This is a genomic window from Dactylosporangium sp. CA-052675 (assembly GCF_050947935.1).
In the GTDB taxonomy this organism is placed as follows: domain Bacteria; phylum Actinomycetota; class Actinomycetes; order Mycobacteriales; family Micromonosporaceae; genus Dactylosporangium.
The window spans coordinates 2,418,542-2,439,473 of the sequence record NZ_CP192010.1; the positions used below are offsets into that span (position 1 = coordinate 2,418,542).

Below are 20,932 nucleotides of genomic sequence, written 5' to 3' on the forward strand. Positions count from 1 at the left end.
ATGGCGCTGTCGGAGCGGGACCTGGAGGAGCTGCGGGTGCGGGCCGAGCACCTGGACCGCCTGCGGCTGCCCGGCCAGGTGGCGGACACGGCGGTCGTACGGCAGCCGGTGCACACGGTCTACGTGCCCGCCGACCGTTTCTCGGCCGCGACCGCGGGGCAGTGGGGGCAGCAGGCCCGGTGCCTGGTCCGCGACCACGGGCGCCCGCCGTTCCCGGACGAGATCGTGGAGCTGGTGCTGGGCAAGCTGGTCACCGAGCCGATCGAGGACCTGCGGGTCGACTTCGAGGACGGGTACGGCCGCCGCGGCGACGACGAGGAGGACGCCCACGCGACCGCGGCGGGGGCCGCCCTGCGCACGAGCCCGCCGGCCTTCTGCGGGCTGCGGTGCAAGAGCCTGGAGCCGGATACGGTACTGCGGGCGGCCCGCACGCTCGACGCGTTCCTCACCGCGCTCGGCCCGCCGCCGGACGGCTTCGTCATCACGTTCCCGAAGGCCACCTCGGCCGGGCACGCCGACGCCGCCGTGCTGCTGTGCCGGCAGCTCGAGCACGCGCACGGCCTCGCCGAGGGCGCGCTGCGCTTCGAGCTGCAGGTCGAGACCCCGCAGGCGATCCTCGGCGCCGACGGCCGCAGCCCGCTGCCGGAGATGATCGTCCGCTCGCACGGGCGGCTCACCGGCCTGCACTACGGCACCTACGACTACAGCACCGCGCTGGGCGTCGCCCCGGCGTACCAGAGCCTCGAGCACCCGGTCGCCGACCACGCCAAGGCCGTCATGCAGGCGGCCGCGGCCGGCACCGGGGTCAACGTCGCCGACGGCTCCACGAACGTCATCCCGGCCGGCGGCACCGAGGAGGTGCACCGCGCCTGGGCCCTGCACGCCCGGCTCGTGCGCCGCAGCCTGGAGCGCGGCATCTACCAGGGCTGGGACCTGCACCCCGGGCACCTGGTGACCCGCTGGGGGGCCACGTTCGAGTTCTTCCGCGACGGCGTCGGCGAGGCCAGCCGGCGCCTCGGGCACTACCTGGGCCGCCGCACGCGGGGGCACCTCGACGAGCCGGCGACGGCCCGGGCCATGGCCCGGTTCCTGCTGCGCGGCCTGCACTGCGGCGCGCTGCGCCCCGGCGACGTGCGCCATCCCCGCGAGGTGCTGGAGGCCCTGTGACGTTCTCTCTGCGCTCCCGCCAGGTCTACCTGCCCGGCGGCCCCCGCGCCGCCACCGTGACCGTCCACGACGGGCGGATCGTCGCGGTCGGCGACTACGCGGCGGACGGCGACGGCCCGGTCACCGACCTGGAGGGCCTGTCGCTGCTGCCCGGCCTCGTCGACACCCACGTGCACGTCAACGAGCCCGGCCGCACCGAGTGGGAGGGCTTCGCGACCGCGACCCGCGCGGCCGCGGCCGGCGGCGTCACCACCATCGTCGACATGCCGCTGAACTCGCTGCCGCCGACGACCACCGTCGCGGCCCTGCGCGAGAAGCAGGCCGCGGCCCGGGGCCGCTGCCACGTCGACGTGGGCTTCTGGGGCGGTGCGGTGCCCGGCAACGCCGCCGACCTCGCCCCGCTGCACGAGGCCGGCGTCTTCGGCTTCAAGAGCTTCCTCGCCGACTCCGGCGTGCCCGAGTTCCCGCCGCTGGACCCCGCGGGGCTGGCCGAGGCCTTCGCCGCCGTCGACGCGCTGTTCATCGTCCACGCCGAGGACCCGGCCCGGCTGCACGACGCCCGCCCGTCGCGCGCCTACGCCGACTTCCTCGCGTCCCGCCCGGCCGCGGCCGAGGTCTCCGCGGTCGACACCGCGCTGGAGACGGCGCGCGCGACCGGCCGCCGCGTGCACATCCTGCACCTGTCCGCCGCCGACGCGCTCGGGTCCCTGCGCCGGGCCCGCGGCGACGGGGTGCGCGCCACCGCCGAGACCTGCCCGCACTACCTGACCCTGGACGCCGCCGCGGTCCCGGACGGCGCGACGGAGTTCAAGTGCTGCCCGCCGATCCGCGACGCGGGCAACCAGGACCGGCTCTGGGGCGGCCTCGCCGACGGCACCATCTCCCTCGTCGTGTCCGACCACTCGCCGTCGACGCCGCACCTCAAGCGCCGCGACTCCGGCGACTTCGCCGCGGCCTGGGGCGGGATCGCGTCGCTGCAGCTGGGCCTGCCCGCGGTGTGGACGGCCGCCCGCGAGCGCGGCTTCACCCTCGCCGACGTGGTGCGCTGGATGGCCGCCGGCCCGGCCGACCTGGTGGGCCTGCGCCGCAAGGGCCGCATCGCGCCGGGGGCCGACGCCGACCTGGTCGCCTTCGACCCGGAGGCGGCCTTCACGGTGGACCCGGCGGCCCTGCACCATCGGCACCCGGTCACCCCGTACGCCGCCCGCGAGCTGACCGGCGCGGTGCACACGACCTGGCTGCGGGGCGAGCCGACCGGCGGCACCGCGAGGGGCCGACTGCTGCTGCGGGAGGACGCATGACCTTCACCGACCTGACCGACCTGGCCTCGCGGGTCCTCGGCGGCGGCGTCGTGGCCGCGAACGACGAGTTCTTCGCGGCCATGGACAACCTCGTCAACCCCGAGCCGTCCGGGCACGAGACGTGGACGTACGGGCCGAAGGGCAAGGTGTACGACGGCTGGGAGACCCGCCGGCGCCGCTCGCCCGGCCACGACTGGGCGATCGTCCGGCTCGGGGCCCCGGGCCGGATCCACGGCGTGGTGGTCGACACCGCGCACTTCACCGGCAACTACCCGCCGCACGTCTCCGTCGACGCCGCCGAGCTGCCGGGCCACCCGTCCCCGGACGAGCTGGCCGCCGCCGCATGGACCGGGATCGTCGCGAAGTCCCCGGTGCGGGGCGACCACCGCAACCACTTCCCGGTCGCCGACCCGGCCCGCTACACCCACGTGCGCCTGAACATCTTCCCGGACGGCGGCGTCGCCCGGCTGCGCGTGCACGGCGAGGCGCGGCCCGACCCGGCGCTGCTGCACGGCCTGACCGCGAACCTGGCCGCGATGGAGCTGGGCGCGGTGGTGGCCGGGTGCAGCGACAGGTTCTACGGCTCGCCGGGCAACCTGCTGCTGCCGGACCGCCCGCGGCGCATGAGCGAGGGCTGGGAGACCGCGCGGCGGCGGGAGCCCGGCAACGAGTGGGTGCTCGTCCGCCTGGCCGCCGCGGGCCGCATCCGCCTCGTGGAGCTGGACACCACCCACTTCAAGGGCAACGCCCCCGGCGCGGCCTCGCTGCGGGCGACGGCCGACCCGGCGGACGAGTCCGCGTGGTTCGACCTGCTGGCGCGCACGCCCACGCAGCCGGACACCCGCCACTTCTTCCGGCTGGACTCCGACCGGCCGGCGAGCCACGTGCGGCTCGACATCTACCCGGACGGCGGCATGTCCCGGCTGCGCCTGTGGGGCGAGACCGGCCCCTGAGCGCGTCAGCGCGGCAGGACCAGCTCCATCGAGGTCCTGGTCTCGCGCCGGAAGCCCATCCGCTCGTACATCGGCAGGCCGTCGCGGGAGGCGAACAGGCGCACCGCCGGCACCGCGCGGGCCTCGAACCAGGCCAGCAGCGCGTCCAGGCACGCGGTGGACAGGCCCTGGCGGCGGTACGGCTCGTGGGTGGCCACGTTGAAGATGTAGCCGGTGAGGCCGCCGGGGTTGCCGGGCGAGGCGAGGCCCTCCTCGATCGTGCCCACCGCGCACGCGGCCAGGCCCGGCCCGGCCGGGCGGTCGACGACGAACGCGGCCAGGGTGGCGTCGGGGTCCGGGACGGGCAGACGGCGGCGCAGCGTGGCCGCGCAGTGCCGGGACCACTCGCCGGGCGGGGCGGGCTCGCCGTGCATGTCCTCGAGCATCACGATCCGCAGCCGGACGAGCTCCTCGGTGTCGGTGGCGGCGGCCCGTCTGACGGTGGGCTTCACAGCTGGTAAGCCTGGGACACCCCGGTGCGGCCCGCAACGGCGAATTCGGCCGCATCCGGTTGGGCGGCCCCCCGGCGGGTACCGGATCGGCATGGATGTCGCATTTCTTGTTTCCAAGGAAGGTATCGAGCAGGCCGAGCTGACCGAGCCCTGGAAGGCGGTCGAGCACGCGGGCCACACGCCGCGGCTGATCTCGCCCGAGCCGGGACAGGTGCAGGGATACCACCACCTCGACCCGGCCGACCGGTTCGACGTGGACGCCACCGCGGCCGACGCGAGCCCGGGCGACTTCGCCGCCCTGGTCCTGCCCGGCGGGGTCGCCAACGGCGACCTGCTGCGCTGGCAGCCGGAGGCCGTCGAGTTCGTCCGCGGTTTCGCGGCCCTGGGACGCCCGATCGCGGTCATCTGCCACGGCGGCTGGGTCCTCATCGAGGCCGACGCGGTCCGCGGCAAGCGCCTCACCTCGTGGCCGTCGCTGCGGACCGACTACCGCAACGCCGGGGCGACCTGGGTCGACGAGGAGCTCGTCGTGGACGGGAACCTCATCAGCAGCCGCAAGCCCGACGACCTGCCCGCCTTCTGCCAGGCACTGGTCGAGCAGCTGGAGCGCTGAGCGCTCCGGGCGCCGCGCGACCGCCGCCGGGGCGGCCACGAGCCGTAGGGCGACCGGCGGCGGACCTGCCGGCGCGGGCCCGGCTCGGGTCCGCCGTGGTGCGGACCGGCGCTCCGGTTAAGCGCTCGACCCCGGCGGCCGTTCAGGTGCGCAGATCCCAGGCGACCCTCGACAGGACGGCCCCCAGGGGAGCGTCGAGCAGCAGGGAGGCGTGCGCGTCGCCGCGGGTCGGGCCCTGGTTGACGATGGCGATGGGCAGGCCGAGCTTGGCCGCGCGCACCACGAAGCGGCGGCCCGACATGACGGTGAGCGAGGAGCCGAGCACCAGCAGCGCGGCGGAGCGCTCCACGAGGTCGAAGCACGCCCGCACCCGCGGCGGCGGCACGCTCTCCCCGAAGAACACGACGTCGGGCTTGAGCATCCCGCCGCAGCCCGTGCAGTCCACGACCGCGAACCCGGCCGCCTGCTCGTCGGTGAGGTCCACGTCGCCGTCGGGGTTGATGCCGCCCGCGACCGCGTCGAAGCCGGCGTTGGCCGCGCCCAGCCGCTCGTCGAGCTCGTCGCGCCCGGACAGCTCGCCGCAGTCGAGGCAGATCACCCGGTCGAGGGCGCCGTGCAGCTCCACGACGCCGTCCGCGCCGCCGGCCTGGTGCAGGCCGTCGACGTTCTGCGTGATGACGCCGGTGAGCAGGCCCAGCCCCTGCAGCCGCCCGACGGCGTGGTGCCCGGCGTTGGGGGCGGCCCGCGCGATGGTGCGCCAGCCGAGGTGGCTGCGGGCCCAGTACCGCCGGCGGGCGATCGGGTCGCGGGTGAAGGTCTGGTAGGTCATCGGCTGGGCGTTGCGCCGCACCCCGCTCGGCCCCCGGTAGTCGGGGATGCCCGACTCCGTCGACAGGCCGGCCCCGCTGAGCACGAGCACGCCGCCCTTGCCGACGAGCGCGCTCAGCGCCGTGACTGACTGTTCCACGGCATCAATACTGCCTCGCGCCGCACGGCGCCCGGCTCAAGGCCGCCCGGATGGTCACCGTCCCGCTGGAGCCGCTCGGCGCCGGTGTCGTCCATGGCGCCGTCGTGCCGAGCACGCGGAAAGTTTCAACCGGTTTCGACCGGTCCTGAGATAGGGCGTGATGGGGCGCACAGTGCCCGCCGCGGGCGACGTATCGTGTTCGGCATGGGTTTGGTGAGCAAATTCAACGCGTGGCGCCGCAAGCTGCAGGAGCAGCCGGGCACCACGATCGACCTCGAGCCGATGCGCGCCCTGCTGCCGGAGATCGAGAGGCGCGAGGCCGAGCTGTCCGAGCTCACCGACGACGAGCTCCGTGCCGCCGCCACGGCACTGCACCAGCGGGAAGACCCCCAGGACTTCGTCGAGGCGTGCGCGCTGGGCCGGGAGGCGGCCAAGCGGGCCCTGGACGAGCGGCCGTATGACGTGCAGCTGCTCGGCGCCCAGGTGCTGCTGGCCGGGCACGTCGTCGAGATGGCCACCGGTGAGGGCAAGACGCTGACCGCCGCGATCGCCGCCGCCGGCTACGCCGCGCAGGGCCCGGTCCACGTCATCACGGTCAACGACTACCTGGCCCGCCGCGACGCCGAATGGATGCGGCCGGTCTACGAGTTGCTCGACCTGACCGTCGGGTGGGTCAACGAGTCCTCCACGCCGGAGGAGCGCCGCACGGCCTACGCGCAGGACATCACCTACGTCTCGGTCAGCGAGGCGGGCTTCGACCTGCTCCGCGACTCGATCGTGACGAACACCGCCGACCGGGTGCACCGGGAGTTCGCGACGGTCATCGTCGACGAGGCCGACTCGATTCTCATCGACGAGGCCCGGGTGCCGCTGGTGCTGGCCGGCTCCACCATCGCCGGCGAGGACCAGCCGATCGCGATCGCCGAGATCGTCGGCGGGCTGCACCGCGATCGCGACTACGAGGTCGTCGACGAGGGCCGCACCGCCCACCTGACCACGCAGGGCCTGGCGAAGGTCGAATCCGCCCTGGACATCGACCTCTACGCCGCGGAGAACGTCGACACGCTGACCGCGGTCAACCTGGCGCTGCACGCCGAGGCGCTGCTGGTCCGCGACGTCGACTACATCGTGCGCGAGGAGCGGGTCGAGCTCATCGACGAGTTCCGCGGCCGGGTGGCGCAGCGGCGCCGCTGGCCCGACGGGCTGCAGGCCGCGGTCGAGGCCAAGGAGAAGATCCGCTCCAGCGGCGGCGGCACGGTGCTGCAGACCATCACGGTGCAGGCGTTCCTGACGCAGTACAAGCGGATCTGCGGCATGACGGGCACGGCCATGCCGGTCGGTGACCAGCTGCGGGAGTTCTACAAGCTCGAGGTCGCGGTCATCCCGCCGCACCTGCCCAACATCCGCAAGGACTGGCCCGACCGCGTCTACGCCTCCGCCGAGGAGCGCGACATCGCCGTGGTCGCGGAGATCGTCGCGATACACGCCACGGGGCGCCCGGTGCTGATCGGCACGCTGAGCGTGGCCGAGTCCGAGCGGCTGGCCGCCACCCTCGCCGAGGAGGGCGTGGAGTGCGTGGTCCTCAACGCGAAGAACGACGAGTCGGAGGCCGCGATCGTGGCCGAGGCCGGCGCGGTGAACGCGGTGACGGTCTCGACGCAGATGACCGGCCGCGGCGTCGACATCCGCCTCGGCGGCAGCGACGAGAAGGAGCGCGAGCGGGTCGCCGACCTCGGCGGGCTGTTCGTGATCGGCACGGCCCGCAACGACTCGCGCCGCATCGACGACCAGCTGCGCGGCCGGGCCGGCCGGCAGGGCGACCCGGGCGAGTCGATGTTCTTCGTCTCGCTCGAGGACGAGCTCGTCGAGCGGTACGGTCCCGAGCCCATGCCCATGGGCCGCGCCGACGCCGAGGGCGCCATCGACGACGAGGACGTGCGGTGGGCGATCGGCTCCGCCCAGCGGGTCGCCGAGACGGTGAACCTCGAGATCCACCGCAACACCTGGCGGTACAACTACCTGCTCGACCAGCACCGCCAGCTGCACGGCAAGCGGCGCGAGGAGCTGCTGACCACCGACGCGGCCGGCGAGCTGCTCGCGGAGCGGTCGCCGGACAAGTACAACGAGCTCGCCGAGGAGCTGGGCGAGGAGACGCTGCTGCGCATCGCGCGCCAGATCGCCCTGTTCCACGCGGACCAGGCGTGGTCGGAGCACCTGGCCGACATGAGCGAGCTGCGGGAGGGCATCCACCTGCGGGTGCTCGGCTCGCAGGACCCGCTGGACGAGTTCCACCGCGAGGCGATCCCGGCGTTCCGCGGCCTGCTGGCCGAGATCGACAACCGCACGGTCTCCGAGTTCGAGGAGCTGGAGATCGACGGGCCGGACTGGGAGCCGGAGAACGCGGGCCTGGTGCGGCCGAGCGCCACCTGGACCTACGTGGTGAGCGACAACCCGTTCGGCTCCGAGATGGAGCGGTTCTTCGCCGGCATGGTGAAGCTGTTCCGCAGCGGCAAGGGCGTCAAGAAGGGCTAGCCGCCCCGGTTCGGATCACGGCCGTCGCGCGCTCGCGCGGCGGCCGTCCGCCGTTGCCGGCCGCGCTCCGGCGGGCCGCTAGGAGCCTGACCGGGCCGCCGACCAGACCGACAGCGCGAGCCGTACCAGTGCCGCGTTGTCCGCCACGGGCGCGCCGCCGGGACCGGTGAGGGTGTCCTCGAGCCCGATCCGCGTCGGCAGCCCGAGCCGCCCCGCCAGCTCGACCATCGGCCAGCACAGCGGACCCTCGCCGTGCAGCAGCCGCTCGCCGGCCACGCCGACCTCGTCCAGCCGCGCCAGGATCGCCTCGGCGTCGACGCCCGGCCCCATGATCTCGACGAGCACGCGCGGCACCCCGCCCGCGATCGACAGCGCCCCGGCGTCCTCGAGCGTCCACACCCCGGCCTCGACCGCGATGCCGAGCTCGCCCAGGGTGGCGGCGAGCGCGGTGAACCCGGGCTCGGAGACGTTCACGGAGGCGAAGTCCGGGCGTTCGTACCGCGGCAGCCCCGCCCACCCCGCGACCGCCGTCTGCCGCGCGGCGACGTCTCGCCCGGTGATCCACAGCCCGGTGGTGACCCCGACCGGCGTGCCGGGGCAGGTCCGGCGCACGGCCGCGACCGCCGCGCCCACGTCGGCGGCCGCCAGCGACTCCGCGCCGGCGTCGTCGCGCGGATGCAGGTGCACGGCCTCGGCTCCGGCCGCGACCGCGCGCTGCGCGGCCTCGGCGAGCTGGGCGGGGGAGCAGGGCAGGGCCGGGTGCTCGCCGGGCGCCCGGCCACCGTTGAGCGCCGCCTTGAGCCGGGCGATCGGGGGCATCACCGGCCTACTGTCGCCCCTTGTCTTGCCGGGAGCAAGATCGACACGCCCGGATTCCGCACATTCGGGACACATCCCCGCCCGGGCGCCACCGTCAGCGCGTGTCCGGGCCCGGCCGGCGGTGCGCGGCCCATGATCGGTGCCACCCCGGACGGGGCGTCGAGGCCGGCCTCCACGACGTGCTCGGCGCCGGCGGCCGGCGCGATGGGCCGCGGTGCGATCATCGCCGCGGCCCATCGCGCCCTCCCGGCTGATACGACGGTTCCCCGGCGCCTGGCGGGGCCGGGGAACGCGATGGGGGAACGTTCTAGAGTTCGGTGTCTATCCGGGGGATCACGGGCTCGGCCTGGGCCGGGCGGTAGGTCCAGACGCCGCCGGCGACGCCGAGGGCGCAGATCGCCAGCACCGTCCCGAAGACGCTGCCGGCGGCCAGTCCGATGATGGCGCCGACGATCGCGGCTATGGCGATGATCACCGAGGTCACGCGGCGGGGCGTGATCCGGCGAGTCATGGCCCGGTTGAATCCATTGACGAAGCGCGCATCGCTCCGCAACGCGGCTTCGATGTCTGCGAGCCGCTTCTGCTCGCTCTCGCTGAGCATGACGCCCAACCTCCTCCGACGGGCCTGCCCGGTGCGCGACGTGTACCCGCTGCGATCGATCGTCACACACAAACCCCCGCCGTGGGTCGGCCAGTTGGCGCCAAGTGGGATTTCGCTGGTCAGCGCCGTGGCGATACGCGGCTTTTGCCGGAAAGTGCGACCTGCGAAAGACGGGTGCGTGTGCCATTCTCGACGGCGAATGACGCGAGGGGTTCACGCGGAAGGATGCGTGAACTTTGCGCGCCGAGTTAGCCGTGCGGCCGCACAGGGGAGGAATAGGGACGTGGACCCGAGCAGGCAGTGGCAGCAGCCCGACCAGAGCGGCAACTACCCGCCCCAGCAGCCCTACGGTCAGCCCCAGCAGCCCTATGGCCAGCCCCAGCCCCCGCCGCAGCAGTACCCGCCCCAGTATCCGGTGCAGCCGCCGCAGCCGCCGCAGCCGCCGTATCCCCAGTACCAGCAGCCGCAGCAGCCCCAGGCCGCCCAGCCGTACTCCGCCGTGCCGTACGCGTCCCAGCAGTACAGCGCGCCCCCGGCGTACCAGCAGCCCCCGGCGTACCAGACGTCCGGCCCGCCGATGCCAGGCGGCGCCGGCTCCGGCCGCCGCAGCAGGTTCTTCCCCGCGCTCATCATCAGCTCGGTGCTGCTCGTGGTCGTCGTCGTCGCCATCGTCGTGGTCTCGCTCAACCGCAAGCCCGACGGCCCGGTGACCCCGCAGGCGGGCGCCTCGCAGACCGGCCCGATCGACAAGTGCCTGGTCGGCAAGTGGAAGCAGACCTCGTACCAGAAGGTCGTCGACCTCACCGGCACGGACACCGCGAAGCGCGGGAACCTGACCACGGTCAAGATGACCGGCGGTGGCAAGATCTGGGAGATCAAGGAGGACGGCAACGCCATCGAGGACGACACCAACACGTCCTACAGCGGCAAGACCGACGACGGCCGGACCGTCACCGCGACCTGGGCCGGCCGCACGGAGTGGAAGATGACCACCAAGGACGGCGTGATCTCCTACGCCGGCGGCGAGGCCACCACTGTCGTCACGATCAGCGTCGATGGCACCGAGGCCGGCAAGATCCAGCTCGAGCCCAACCTGGACCCGGCGAACTACACGTGCAACGGCGACATCTGGCGCACGTCGAGCAAGGACAACCCCGACGACTTCTCCCGGTACGACCGCCAGAAGTAATGCCCGGTTGATCCCACCTCGTTAGGGGTACTGCCGTGGCATGGCGCAGTGGATAACCCAGGTCGGTGAGCGTGCACGAACGCGGTTGAGCGCGGCGCGTGCCGTGCCGCCCTTCGCCGGGCCGGTGGAGGTGCGGCCCGCGTCCACTGTGGAGGACGGCATCCCCCGCGGCGTGAAGGTCGCGGGGGCCTGGGCCTGGCGGATCGTGCTGTTCATCCTGGCCGCGTACCTGCTGCTGAAGGTCATCGCCGCCCTGCGCCTGATGGTCATCCCGGTCGCAGTGGCGGTCCTGCTCGCCGCGCTGCTCGAACCCGTGGCCGGCTGGCTGCGCCGGCACGGGCTGCATCGCTCGCTGGCCGCCGCGATCGTGCTCGTCGGCGGCCTCATCGTGGTCTTCGGCGGCCTGGGCGTGATCATCTACACGTTCATCGCCCAGTTCGACAACCTCTCCGGCCGCGTGGGCGAGGGGCTGGGCGAGATCCAGCGCTGGCTCGCCTCCGGGCCGCTGCACATCTCCGAGAAGCAGCTCAACGACACGGTGAGCTCGCTGGAGAAACAGTTCACGGCCAACCGGGGCGCGCTGACCTCCGGGGCCCTGAGCACCGCGACCACGCTCGGCGAGGTGGCCACCGGCTTCTTCCTGGTGCTGTTCACGCTGTTCTTCTTCCTGCGTGACGGCGGGCAGATCTGGGCGTTCCTGTGCCGGCTGCTGCCGCGCCAGGCCCAGCTGCCCGTCGCGCGGGCCGGGCACTACTCCTGGTACACCCTCGTCTCCTACGTGCGCGCCACGGTGCTGGTCGCGTTCGTCGACGCGCTCGGCATCGGCATCGGCCTGGCCGTCCTGCGCATCCCGCTCGCGCTGCCGCTGGCCGCGCTCGTGTTCCTCGGCGCGTTCATCCCGGTCATCGGGGCCACGCTCTCCGGCACGGTCGCCGTGCTCGTCGCGCTCGTCACCAACGGGCCGGTCAGCGCGCTGCTCGTGCTGGGCGTCGTCATCGCCGTACAACAGCTGGAAGGGCACGTCCTCCAGCCGCTGATCATGGGCCGGGCGGTCGCGCTGCACCCGCTCGCGGTGATCCTGGCGATCACGACGGGCGTGGTGGCGGCCGGGATCGTGGGCGGGCTCGTCGCGGTGCCGCTGCTCGCGGTGGGCAACACCGCCGTGCGGTACCTCTCCGAGCACCCCGACGGCGAGCCCACCGACGAGAGTGAGGAGCCGCCGGGAGTGGAGAACACCGACGAGGAGGTCGACAAACCCGAACCGGAGCCCGAGCCGGAGCCGGAGGGTAGCGTCGACGAGGAGATCAAGGATCAGTGAGGAGCATGCACCATGCCGTTGTCCGGTGAGTACGAGCCGAGCCCGTCCCAGTGGTCGCGTGACCAGGCCGAACTGTTCGAGCGCACCAACGGCGCCGAGGGCAACACGATGCAGGGCCGGCCCGTCATCGTCCTGACGACGCTCGGCGCCAAGTCGGGCAAGATCCGCAAGACGCCGCTCATGCGGGTGGAGCACGACGGGGAGTACGCGGTCGTGGCCTCGCTGGGCGGCGCGCCGAAGCACCCGGTGTGGTACCACAACATCGTCGCCAACCCGCACGTCGAGCTCCAGGACGGGCCGGTCAAGCGCGACTACACGGCCCGCGAGGTCACCGGCGCGGAGAAGGAGCAGTGGTGGAAGCGGGCCACCGAGACGTGGCCGGCGTACGACGAGTACCAGCAGAAGACCGACCGGCAGATCCCCGTCTTCGTGCTCACGCCCCAGCAGTGACGCGAGGGTGAATCCGGTCCTGATCACGCTGCTGGCGATGCAGCGGCAGAACTGGGAGCAGGGCGTGGCCATCCACGCCCTGCTCGACCTGGGCCTGACCGACCTGGCCCGGCGGCTGGCCCGCGACGCGGTCGTGCACCAGAGCCCGGACGGGCGGCTGGGCACCATCGGCGGCGAGCGCGGATCGGTGAACTCGGCCGCCGTCTACGAGGGTGCCGTCCTGCTCGATGACGCCGAACCCGCCCGCCGTCAACTGGACTGGATCGTCGAGCGGGCGCCGCGCGCCGCCGACGGCACCCTCTACCATCTGCTGGACGCGCCGGAGGTCTGGGCCGACTCCGTCTACATGGTGGTGCCGATGCTCGCCCTCGCCGGCCGCCCCGACCTGGCCGTGCGGCAGGCCGAGGGCCACCGCGCCCGGCTGTGCCGCGACGGGCTCTACCTCGCCGCCGACAACCGCCCGAAGTGCTGGGGTACCGGCAGCGGCTGGGTCGCCGCCGGGCTCGCGCGGGCCATCCGGCACGACCCGGGCCTCGCCGCGCCCTTCGCCGGCCACGCGCGCGAGGTGATCGACGCCTGCCTGCGGTGCCGCCGCGGCGACGGGCTGTTCGGGGACGTCCTGGACGATCCGGGCTCGTTCCGGGAGGCGAACCTCGCGCAGATGCTGGCGTACGCGGCGTACACCGGCGTCGCCGACGGCTGGCTCCCCGGCTCCTACGCGGCCGTCGCCGGCTCCCTGCGCGCCGCCGTGGCCCCCTTCGTGGTCGACGGGCTCGTCACCTCGGTCTGCGGCGCGCCCACGTTCGACCGCCCGGGCACCTCGGCCGAGGCCCAGGCGTTCCACCTGCTGGCGGAGGCCGCCGCGGGCTGAGATCCGGCCGGGGCCCGCAGACTCGGCCGGGGCCCGGAGATTTGGCCGGGCTCGGAGACTTGGCCGGGGCTCGGAGATTTGGCCGGGGCTCGGAGATTTGGCCGGAACTCGTACAGTGTGCGGGTGGCATACCGGCTCGGCATCGACCTGGGCACGTCGACGACCGTTGCCGTGCTGGCGTTCCCGGGCGCGTCGCGGCCCCTGCTCTTCGACGCCTCGCCGCTGCTGTCCTCCGCGGTGTTCGCCGGCTCCGGCCCCGAGCTGCTGACCGGGCAGGACGCCGAGCGGGCCGCGATCGCCCGGCCCGCCGGGCTGGAGGCCAACCCGAAGCGCCGCATCGACGACGGCACCGTCTGGCTGGGGGAGCGGGAGTTCCCCGTCGCCGAGGTCCTCGCCGCGATCCTGGACCGGGTCGGCGCCGAGGCGCGGCGGGTCGCGGGCGGCCCCATGGCCGAGACGGTGCTGACCCACCCCGCGGCCTGGGGCCGGACCCGCCTGAGCCTGCTGGCCGAGGCCGCGCGCCGGGCCGGGCTGGGTGAGGTCGGGCTGGTCCCCGAGCCCGTGGCCGCCGCGGCGTACTTCGGCACCGTCCACGACCTGCGGCCCGGCCACACCGTCGTGGTGTACGACCTGGGCGCCGGCACCTTCGACGTGAGCGTCGTGCGCCGGGCGGCCGCCGGCGGGGGCTTCGAGGTCCTCGCCGCCGACGGGCTGGCCGACGTGGGCGGCCTGGACCTGGACGCGGCCGTGGTCCAGCACGCCCGCACGCTCACCCCCGGCGCCGCCGAGGCCTGGGGGCGCCTCGACTGGCCGCAGAACCAGGCCGACCAGCAGGCCCGGCGGGCCCTGTGGACCGGGGCGCGCGCGGCCAAGGAACAGCTCACCCGGCACGCGACCGCCGACCTGCACCTGCCCCTGCTCGACCGGGACCTGCACCTGACGCGGGAGGAGTTCGAGGCGGCGGCGCGGCCGTACCTCGACCGGACCGTCGCGCTGACCGTGCGCGTCCTGCGCGAGTCGGGCGCCGTGCCGGAGCGCATCGCCGGCGTGTTCCTCGTCGGTGGCTCGTCCCGCATCCCGCTGGCCGCGACGCTGCTGCACCGGGCGCTGCGGATCGCGCCGACGATCGTCGACCAGCCGGAGCTGGCCGTCGCGGAGGGCAGCCTGCTGGCCCCGGCCGCGCGCTGGGAGACCGCCCTGCCGACCGAGGACCTGACCCCGGTCCTCGCCGCGCCGGAGTCCGTGTCGCCGGCACCGGTCGTCCCGGTTCCCCCGGCCGCCGCCCCGGTCGCGGCGGTGGCCGTCGCCGAAGCGGTGACGCCTCCGAGGCCCGCGCCCGGGACGCCTTCGAAGCCCGCGCCCGGGACGCCTCCGAAGCCGGGGCCGGTGTCGGCTCCGAAGCCCGGGCCGGTGTCGGCTCCGAAGCCCGAGGCCGCCGCGCGGAAGCGAGGCCCGGGGCGGCTCGTCGCCGCCGCGGTCGTGATCCTCGTCGTGGTCGCGGGCGTGCTCGGCGTGCGCGCCTGGCTGCACCGCGGGCCGGTCGTGGCCGAACTGCGCGGGGCCGTCGGCGCCGTGCGGGCCGTCGCGTTCAGCCCCGACGGCCGGCTCCTCGCGGCCGTCGGCGACGACCGGACGCTGCGCCTGTGGGACGTCGGCGACGAGAAGGCGGCCACGCTGACCACGAACGCCGCGACCCGGTCGGTCGCGTTCAGCCCCGACGGCCGGCTGCTGGCCGCGGGCGGCGACGACGGTTGCGTGCACCTGTGGAACGTGGCCACGCGCCAGGAGAGCGGCGAGGGCATCGTCCTCGACCGCCCGGCGCAGATCACCGCGCTCGGCTTCGACCGCACCGGCGCGCTGCTGGTGGTGGGCGGCGACACCGGCTTCGGCCTCGTGTACGACGTCGCGGCCGGGCGCCGGCGCGCCGAGCTCGGCGCGTTCAACCCTGGCGCGGTCACGGCGGCCGCGTTCAACCCGGGCGCCGCGGACGCCACCGACGTCGCGCTCGCCGGGACGGCCCCGGCGCCGGTGATCTACAGCAGCGCCGACGGCGCCCGGCAGCCGCTCGACGCCACCGTCGCGCACGGCGGCACCGTCCGCGCGCTGGCCTACAGCCCGGGGGGTTACCCGCTGGCCACCGCCGGAGCCGACGGCGACGTGCTGCTGTGGACCGGCGAGGCGGGCGTGGTGGCGGCGCGGCTGGCCGGCGACCGGACGCCGGTGAACGCCGTCGCCTTCGACCGGGACGGCGCCGTGCTCGCGGTGGCCGGGGACGACCAGCGGGTACATCTGTGGAACCCCGCCACGCGTGAGCGCCTGCGCTCCTACGACCAGGCGCGCAGCCCGATCGACGCGCTCGCCTTCAGCCCGAAGGACGCCACCCGCCTGGCCACGGGGTCCCGCGACGGCGTGGTGCGCGTCTGGGACGTCGGTTGAGCCCCCTCCGGCTGTGTGCTTGGCTGGTGGCGTGACGGAACTGCTGCTGGTCGCGCTGGTCGACCTGGTGTCGGAGGACTCGGCGCGCTACGAGGACGAGGTCCTGGCCCTGCTGCCCCGCCACGGCGGGACCCTCGAGCGCCGGCTCACCACCGGCCGGGAGGAGGTGCAGGTCATCCGCTTCGCCTCGCGCGAGGGGCTGTCGGCGTTCATCGAGGACCCGGATCGGCAGGCGCTGCGGGAGCGGTACGGTGCCGCCGTCCCGGCCACCCGCGTGCTCGAGGTGACGCCGAGGTGAGACCGGCGCGAGGCTGAGGTGAGTTGCCCGCCGCGGTGGGTACCAGCACAGCATGCGCGTGCCCACTTGGCTCAGGACGACCGCCGCGGTCACGGCCGCGGCCGGGATCGGGTCGCTGGTGACGCGACCGGGTGACCCGTGGTACCAGCAGCTCGACAAGCCCTCGTGGCAGCCGCCCCCGCGGGCGTTCCCGCTGGTGTGGACGCCGCTGTACGGGCTGATCGCCTTCGCCGGGGCGCGGGCGCTCGACGCCCGCCGGGGGCCGCGGCGGCGCTCGTTCGCCGTCGCCTACGGGGCCAACCTGGCCCTCAACGCGGCGTGGACGGCGATCTTCTTCGGGGCGCGCCGGCCCCGCGCCGCGCTGGCCGAGATCGCGCTGCTCAACGCGTCGAACCTCGACCTGCTGCGGCGGGCCTGGCAGGCGGACCGGACGGCCGGGGCCGCCCTGGTGCCCTACGTGGCCTGGACCGGCTTCGCGACCGCCCTGAACTCGGCGATCGCGCGCCGGAACTGACGCTCGGCGGGCCGGGCGGCAGGGGAGTTCAGCGGTTGCGCTGCTTCCACGTCGCCAGGCCGGCCTCGAGGCGGCGCTGGTTGCGGGAGCCGCCGAGGCCGCGCTTGGCCTTGGCGTACAGCCACAGCCCGCCCCCCACCACCAAGGCCCCGACGATGAGGTAACCGAGCACGCTGAGCAGGGCGTGGAACACCCACACGGCGATCGCGCCGACCACGAACAGGCCCACGACGACCGCGACGGCACCAATCAGGAAACGACCCATGCCACCAAGCATGCCCCGGCCGCGCCACCCGCGTCATCAGGGAGTTCCCGGACTCCCGCGCTCGGGGCACCCGGCGCGGCCCGGACGCGCTCAGGCCGCCAGCGTCGCGTATGCCCCGTCCGCGGCCAGCAGCCCGGCGTGCGTGCCCCGCTCGACGATGCGCCCGTGGTCGACGACCGCGATCTGGTCGGCGTCGCGGACCGTCGAGAGCCGGTGCGCGATGGTGATCGTCGTGCGGCCGCGGGCCAGGTCGTCGAAGGCCCGCTGGACGGCGCGCTCGGTCTCGTTGTCCAGCGCGCTCGTGGCCTCGTCGAGGACGAGGATGCGCGGGTCGCGCAGCAGCGTGCGGGCGATCGCGATGCGCTGCTGCTCGCCGCCGGAGAAGCGGTACCCCCGCGAGCCCACGACCGTGTCGTAGCCCTCGGGCAGGGCGGCGATGAGGTCGTGGATCTGCGCCGCGCGGGCCGCGGACTCGATGTCGGCGTCGGTCGCGTCCGGCCGGGCGTAGCGCAGGTTCTCGCGGACGGTCGTGTGCAGCAGGTAGGTCTCCTGGCTCACCACGCCGACGATGCCGGCGAGGTCGGTCAGGCTCAGGTCGCGCAGGTCCACGCCGTCGATGGTGATGCGGCCGGCGCCGGGGTCGTGCAGGCGGGCGACGAGCGCGGCGATCGTGCTCTTGCCCGAGCCCGTCTCGCCGACGAGCGCCAGCGACGTGCCGGCCGGCACGTCCAGGCTGACGCCCGCCACCGCGGCCGAGTCGCTGCCGGGGTAGGTGAAGGTGACGTCCTCGAAGCGCAGGTGGCCGCGGACCTCGGGCAGGCGCTTCGGGTGCTCGGGCTCGGCCACCTCGACGGGCAGGTCGAGGTATTCGAAGATCCGCGCGAACAGCGCCAGCGAGCTGGTGAGCTGCACCCCGACCCCGAGCAGGGCCATGAGCGGGCGGAACAGGCCGGCCTGCAGCGAGGTGAACGCCACCAGCGTGCCGATGCTCAGCGTCCCGGCCGTCATCGGCAGCCCGGCGCTGAGGTAGATGACCGCGGGGATGGCCGCGAAGATGATGCTCATCGAGGCCATCCGCCAGCGCCCGGCCAGCTCGGAGCGCAGCTCCAGGTCGATCAGGCGCTCGGAGGACTCGGTGAAGCGGCGCACGACGGCGCCGCCCGCGCCCATCGTCTTGGACAGGCGCACGCCGCTGACGGACAGGCCCTCCTCGATGGTCACGTTGAGGTCGGCCAGCTCGCGCTGGCGCTGGGCGGTGATCTCGCGGCGCATGCTCGCGACCCGGCGGGTCAGGTAGATCGCGGGCGGCAGCACGACGAGGGAGACGAGCGACAGCCGCCAGGACAGCGCCGCCATGGCGACGGCGGTGGCGACCGTGGTGGTCAGGTTCGAGGCGATGGAGGTGGCGGTGTTGGTGACGACCGCCTCCATGCCGCCGATGTCGTTGGTGATGCGGGACTGCACCTCGCCGGTGCGGGTGCGGGTGAAGAAGCCGACCGACTGCCGCTGCAGGTGCGTGAACACGTCGACGCGCAGGCGGTGCATGACCAGCTGGCCGACCTTGGTCGACTGCCAGGTCTGGATCACGCCGAGCGCGGAGGTCACGGCGGCGACGGCGACCATGCCGAGCACCAGCCAGACCAGCAGGCGTACGTCCCGGGCCGGCAGCGCGCGGTCGATGACCTCGCGCAGCAGGAACGGCGAGGCCATCGACAGGATGGACGACGCCACGATGATGAGCACGACGGCGGACAGGCGGGCGCGGTGCCGGGTGAACAGCCGGCCGATGCGGGCCAGCGACACCTGCTTGGCCTGCGCCTTCTCGGCGGCGGAGAGCTTGCGGGACCCGCGTGGGCGGGTGGGGGGATTGGGCTCCAAGGGGAGCTCCCTTCTGCCGGATATGCTGAGGGTACCTCACTATGAGGGAGCAACACAAACCCTTGGTATCGTGTTCCCGTGGAGGACGAGAACCTCTCGGAGCTGTTCTGGAGCGTCGCGCGGCGGCTGCGCCACCAGTCCCACGAGTCGCTGCAGCCGTTCGGGATCACGCCCGGGCAGGGCCGCGCGTTCCTGGTGCTCGCCAAGCACGGCACCATGCGGCTCAGCGAGCTGGCCGACCACCTGCGCATCGCCCCGCGCTCGACCACCGAGGTCGTCGACGGGCTGCAGGAGCGCGGGCTGGTGGAGCGGCTCCCCGACCCCGCCGACCGCCGGGCCACCCTGGTGGGCCTGACGCCGGCGGGCGTGGACGCCGCCGGGCGGATCAAGGCGGAGCGGGGCGCGCAGGGCGAGCGCTTCTTCGCGGCGCTGCCGGAGCGGGATCGGGCCGAGCTCGCGCGCATACTCGCGGCCCTGCGGGTATCCGACGCTCCGTGATCAATGCGCTCGACCACGGCCTCGCCGGCGACGGTGTGACCAATGATCAGCCGGCGCTGCAGAAGCTGGTCGACTCCAGCCCGCCGGGCGAGGTCATCTACTGCCCCTCGGCGACGTACGCGATCCGGGACGCCGGCACCGTCTGGCGCACCGGCGTGTCGCTCGTCGGCGACGGGCCGTCGGCCACGCGGTTCCTGCTGTCCAACCCGGGCGCGCCGGGCACCCCGGTGCCGCTGGCGTTCTGGACCACCCTGCAGCACGGCGCCTCCCCGCAGCGCCCGATCGCCGACGTGACCTTCGCCGGCTTCGAGATCGACGGCTCGCGCCTGCGCCTGCCGACCTACGACGTGCTCGCCAAGGGCCTGGGGCTGCAGTACGTCCTGCGCGGCTCCTTCCGCGACCTCTACATCCACGACACCCCGGCGACCGGGTTCGGCTGCGACTTTTTGCAGGACTGCACGGTGGAGCGCGTCGTCGCCGTGCACTGCGGCCGGCTCGACACGGGCTGGGAGAAGGGCGGCGCGGGGATCGGCATCGGCGTCGGCGGCTGGGGCCCCGTGGAGCGGCTGACCGTCACCGAGTGCGTGACCCGGCGCAACGGCACCAACGGGATCTTCGTCGAGCTGCAGGACGCGGCCTGGACGCCGCCGCGCGGGATCCGGATCGTGGGGTGCCACGCGGAGGACAACAAGTACGGCATCTCGGACTGGGGCGCCGACGGCCTGCTCGTCTCCGGCTGCACCATGATCGGCAACCACACCGCGGGCTTCGACGTGTCCGGCCAGGGCACCACGCACGTGGCCGGGCGCTACGGCGTGGTGACCGGCTGTCTGGTCGACTCGAACACGGGCGACGGGGTGAGCATCGGCAACACCCCCGGCGGCTACACGGTCACGGCGTCACGGATCAGCCGCAACGGCGGCCACGGCTACCTCCAGCACAATCTTCCCGGCGCCGTCTCGGTCCCGGCCAGCGACGTGGTGCTCGACGGCAATGACATCTGGGACAACGCGGGCGACGGCATCCGGCTCGACGGCGAGCTGATCGACCCGTTCCTCGTGAGCAACCGCATCCGGGGCAACGGCACCGCGGCCCATCCGGCCGCGGGCATCTGCGTGAACGCCCCAGTCCGCTCGGCGACGATCCGCGACCAGCGCGTCTGGGACCGCGGCACACCGCCGACCCAGGTGTCCTCGCTGCGCATCACGCCGGGCGGCGAGCTGGCGGACCCGGTCTACACCGACATGCCCGCCACGCCCTGAGGCCGGTCCGGGCGGGGCGACCCGGCGACGGGCCGGTGGGCGACCCGTCACGGGCCGGCGTGGACGACCTCGAACAGGCCGGGGGTCGACGTCGACGCGGCGCTGGACGCGGTGCCGCCGGACGATCTCGAGGCTCGGGTGCTCGCGCTGGTGGACGCCATGTTCGCCGACATGGAGACCGTGCTGCCCCTGGGGCGGCGGCTGATCCGGCTCACCGTCGACGCGCCGCCGGCCGGCGAGGAGCCCCGCCGGGGGTACCGCCGCGTCCAGTGGATCGAGCGGGCTGTCGGGCCGGCGCGGGAGCGGCTGGGGCCCGAGCGGTTCGAGCGGCTCGTGTCGATGCTCGCGATCGTCATCGGCTGGGAGGCGTTCATCGTGCTCTTCGACGTGCGCGGGCTCACCGTGGCGGAGGCGCGCGAGACCTGCGGGGCGGCCGCGGTGGCGATCGTGCGCGCGCAGGGTGCATGACGACGAGGTACATGAAAAGCCGTAGATGTGGGGACGAGCTT

At 74.2% G+C, this 20,932-nt stretch carries 20 protein-coding genes and 1 pseudogene; 15 read left to right on the plus strand and 6 right to left on the minus strand.

What is annotated here, in order from left to right; all coding sequences use genetic code 11:
- From ACQP1P_RS10880 to alc, 3 genes are read left to right on the plus strand one after another with little or no spacing between them, the layout of a single operon-like run.
- The gene (locus tag ACQP1P_RS10880; protein WP_433085552.1) at positions 1 to 1,167 is read left to right on the plus strand and encodes a DUF6986 family protein; all 1,167 of its coding nucleotides are present in this window, start codon (positions 1 to 3) and stop codon (positions 1,165 to 1,167) included.
- Positions 1,164 to 2,468, plus strand: a complete 1,305-nt coding sequence (allB, locus tag ACQP1P_RS10885) for an allantoinase AllB (RefSeq protein ID WP_433085553.1) — start codon at positions 1,164 to 1,166, stop codon at positions 2,466 to 2,468. Before ACQP1P_RS10880 ends, allB begins: the two co-directional genes overlap by 4 nt.
- Positions 2,465 to 3,421, plus strand: a complete 957-nt coding sequence (gene alc / locus ACQP1P_RS10890) for an allantoicase (protein ID WP_433085555.1) — start codon at positions 2,465 to 2,467, stop codon at positions 3,419 to 3,421. Before allB ends, alc begins: the two co-directional genes overlap by 4 nt.
- A 5-nt stretch (positions 3,422 to 3,426) precedes the next feature.
- On the opposite strand, the gene ACQP1P_RS10895 is transcribed toward alc, so the two are convergent.
- The gene (locus ACQP1P_RS10895; RefSeq protein WP_433085557.1) at positions 3,427 to 3,912 is read right to left on the minus strand and encodes a GNAT family N-acetyltransferase; all 486 of its coding nucleotides are present in this window, start codon (positions 3,910 to 3,912) and stop codon (positions 3,427 to 3,429) included.
- Positions 3,913 to 4,003: 91 nt separating this feature from the next.
- Here ACQP1P_RS10895 and ACQP1P_RS10900 point away from each other — a divergent pair, with 91 nt between their 5' ends.
- Positions 4,004 to 4,525, plus strand: a complete 522-nt coding sequence (locus tag ACQP1P_RS10900; protein WP_433085559.1) for a type 1 glutamine amidotransferase domain-containing protein — start codon at positions 4,004 to 4,006, stop codon at positions 4,523 to 4,525.
- 142 nt (positions 4,526 to 4,667) lie between these two features.
- Here the strand turns inward: ACQP1P_RS10900 and ACQP1P_RS10905 are convergent, their stop codons facing one another.
- Positions 4,668 to 5,492 (minus strand): Sir2 family NAD-dependent protein deacetylase, encoded by an 825-nt coding sequence (locus ACQP1P_RS10905; RefSeq protein WP_433085561.1) that lies wholly within the window; start codon positions 5,490 to 5,492, stop codon positions 4,668 to 4,670.
- A gap of 204 nt (positions 5,493 to 5,696) precedes the next feature.
- On the opposite strand from ACQP1P_RS10905, the gene secA2 reads away from it, so the two are divergent.
- Positions 5,697 to 8,024 carry an accessory Sec system translocase SecA2 gene (gene secA2, locus ACQP1P_RS10910; RefSeq protein ID WP_433085563.1) on the plus strand — a complete coding sequence of 776 codons (2,328 nt, stop codon included), beginning with the start codon at positions 5,697 to 5,699 and terminating at the stop codon, positions 8,022 to 8,024.
- Between the two features lie 78 nt (positions 8,025 to 8,102).
- On the opposite strand, the gene ACQP1P_RS10915 is transcribed toward secA2, so the two are convergent.
- Both ACQP1P_RS10915 and ACQP1P_RS10920 read right to left on the minus strand, forming a co-directional pair.
- Entirely contained in the window at positions 8,103 to 8,843 is a 741-nt protein-coding gene (locus ACQP1P_RS10915; protein WP_433089963.1) for a 3-keto-5-aminohexanoate cleavage protein, read from the minus strand.
- 307 nt (positions 8,844 to 9,150) lie between these two features.
- Positions 9,151 to 9,444 carry a DUF3040 domain-containing protein gene (locus tag ACQP1P_RS10920; protein ID WP_433085565.1) on the minus strand — a complete coding sequence of 98 codons (294 nt, stop codon included), beginning with the start codon at positions 9,442 to 9,444 and terminating at the stop codon, positions 9,151 to 9,153.
- A gap of 283 nt (positions 9,445 to 9,727) precedes the next feature.
- On the opposite strand from ACQP1P_RS10920, the gene ACQP1P_RS10925 reads away from it, so the two are divergent.
- The 7 genes from ACQP1P_RS10925 to ACQP1P_RS10955 all read left to right on the plus strand — a co-directional run bounded on the left by ACQP1P_RS10925 (position 9,728) and on the right by ACQP1P_RS10955 (position 16,520).
- The gene (locus ACQP1P_RS10925) at positions 9,728 to 10,633 is read left to right on the plus strand and encodes a hypothetical protein (protein WP_433085567.1); all 906 of its coding nucleotides are present in this window, start codon (positions 9,728 to 9,730) and stop codon (positions 10,631 to 10,633) included.
- An 85-nt stretch (positions 10,634 to 10,718) separates the two neighbouring features.
- On the plus strand, positions 10,719 to 11,951 hold the full coding sequence (locus tag ACQP1P_RS10930) for an AI-2E family transporter (protein ID WP_433085569.1): 1,233 nt from the start codon (positions 10,719 to 10,721) through the stop codon (positions 11,949 to 11,951).
- A 12-nt stretch (positions 11,952 to 11,963) separates the two neighbouring features.
- The gene (locus tag ACQP1P_RS10935) at positions 11,964 to 12,401 is read left to right on the plus strand and encodes a nitroreductase family deazaflavin-dependent oxidoreductase (protein ID WP_433085571.1); all 438 of its coding nucleotides are present in this window, start codon (positions 11,964 to 11,966) and stop codon (positions 12,399 to 12,401) included.
- A gap of 7 nt (positions 12,402 to 12,408) precedes the next feature.
- Positions 12,409 to 13,272 carry a glycoside hydrolase family 88 protein gene (locus ACQP1P_RS10940; RefSeq protein ID WP_433085573.1) on the plus strand — a complete coding sequence of 288 codons (864 nt, stop codon included), beginning with the start codon at positions 12,409 to 12,411 and terminating at the stop codon, positions 13,270 to 13,272.
- Between the two features lie 123 nt (positions 13,273 to 13,395).
- Positions 13,396 to 15,708: an Hsp70 family protein gene (locus tag ACQP1P_RS10945; RefSeq protein ID WP_433085575.1), complete on the plus strand. Its 2,313-nt coding sequence runs from the start codon at positions 13,396 to 13,398 to the stop codon at positions 15,706 to 15,708.
- Positions 15,709 to 15,739: 31 nt separating this feature from the next.
- Positions 15,740 to 16,006 (plus strand): hypothetical protein, encoded by a 267-nt coding sequence (locus ACQP1P_RS10950; protein ID WP_433085577.1) that lies wholly within the window; start codon positions 15,740 to 15,742, stop codon positions 16,004 to 16,006.
- A 52-nt stretch (positions 16,007 to 16,058) separates the two neighbouring features.
- Positions 16,059 to 16,520: a TspO/MBR family protein gene (locus ACQP1P_RS10955; protein WP_433085579.1), complete on the plus strand. Its 462-nt coding sequence runs from the start codon at positions 16,059 to 16,061 to the stop codon at positions 16,518 to 16,520.
- 28 nt (positions 16,521 to 16,548) lie between these two features.
- Here the strand turns inward: ACQP1P_RS10955 and ACQP1P_RS10960 are convergent, their stop codons facing one another.
- Positions 16,549 to 16,785 (minus strand): hypothetical protein, encoded by a 237-nt coding sequence (locus ACQP1P_RS10960; RefSeq protein ID WP_433085581.1) that lies wholly within the window; start codon positions 16,783 to 16,785, stop codon positions 16,549 to 16,551.
- Between the two features lie 90 nt (positions 16,786 to 16,875).
- The gene (locus ACQP1P_RS10965; RefSeq protein ID WP_433085583.1) at positions 16,876 to 18,663 is read right to left on the minus strand and encodes an ABC transporter ATP-binding protein; all 1,788 of its coding nucleotides are present in this window, start codon (positions 18,661 to 18,663) and stop codon (positions 16,876 to 16,878) included.
- A gap of 78 nt (positions 18,664 to 18,741) precedes the next feature.
- Here ACQP1P_RS10965 and ACQP1P_RS10970 point away from each other — a divergent pair, with 78 nt between their 5' ends.
- From ACQP1P_RS10970 to ACQP1P_RS10980, 3 genes and pseudogenes are all read left to right on the plus strand, one after another.
- Positions 18,742 to 19,161 carry a MarR family winged helix-turn-helix transcriptional regulator gene (locus ACQP1P_RS10970; protein WP_433089965.1) on the plus strand — a complete coding sequence of 140 codons (420 nt, stop codon included), beginning with the start codon at positions 18,742 to 18,744 and terminating at the stop codon, positions 19,159 to 19,161.
- A pseudogene (locus tag ACQP1P_RS10975) lies at positions 19,146 to 20,264 on the plus strand (right-handed parallel beta-helix repeat-containing protein); the annotation flags it as partial. The gene ACQP1P_RS10970 and the pseudogene ACQP1P_RS10975, both read left to right, overlap by 16 nt.
- A gap of 270 nt (positions 20,265 to 20,534) precedes the next feature.
- A complete protein-coding gene (locus ACQP1P_RS10980; RefSeq protein WP_433085585.1) occupies positions 20,535 to 20,891 on the plus strand; it encodes a hypothetical protein in 357 nt (118 codons plus the stop codon).
- Positions 20,892 to 20,932 lie beyond the last annotated feature (41 nt).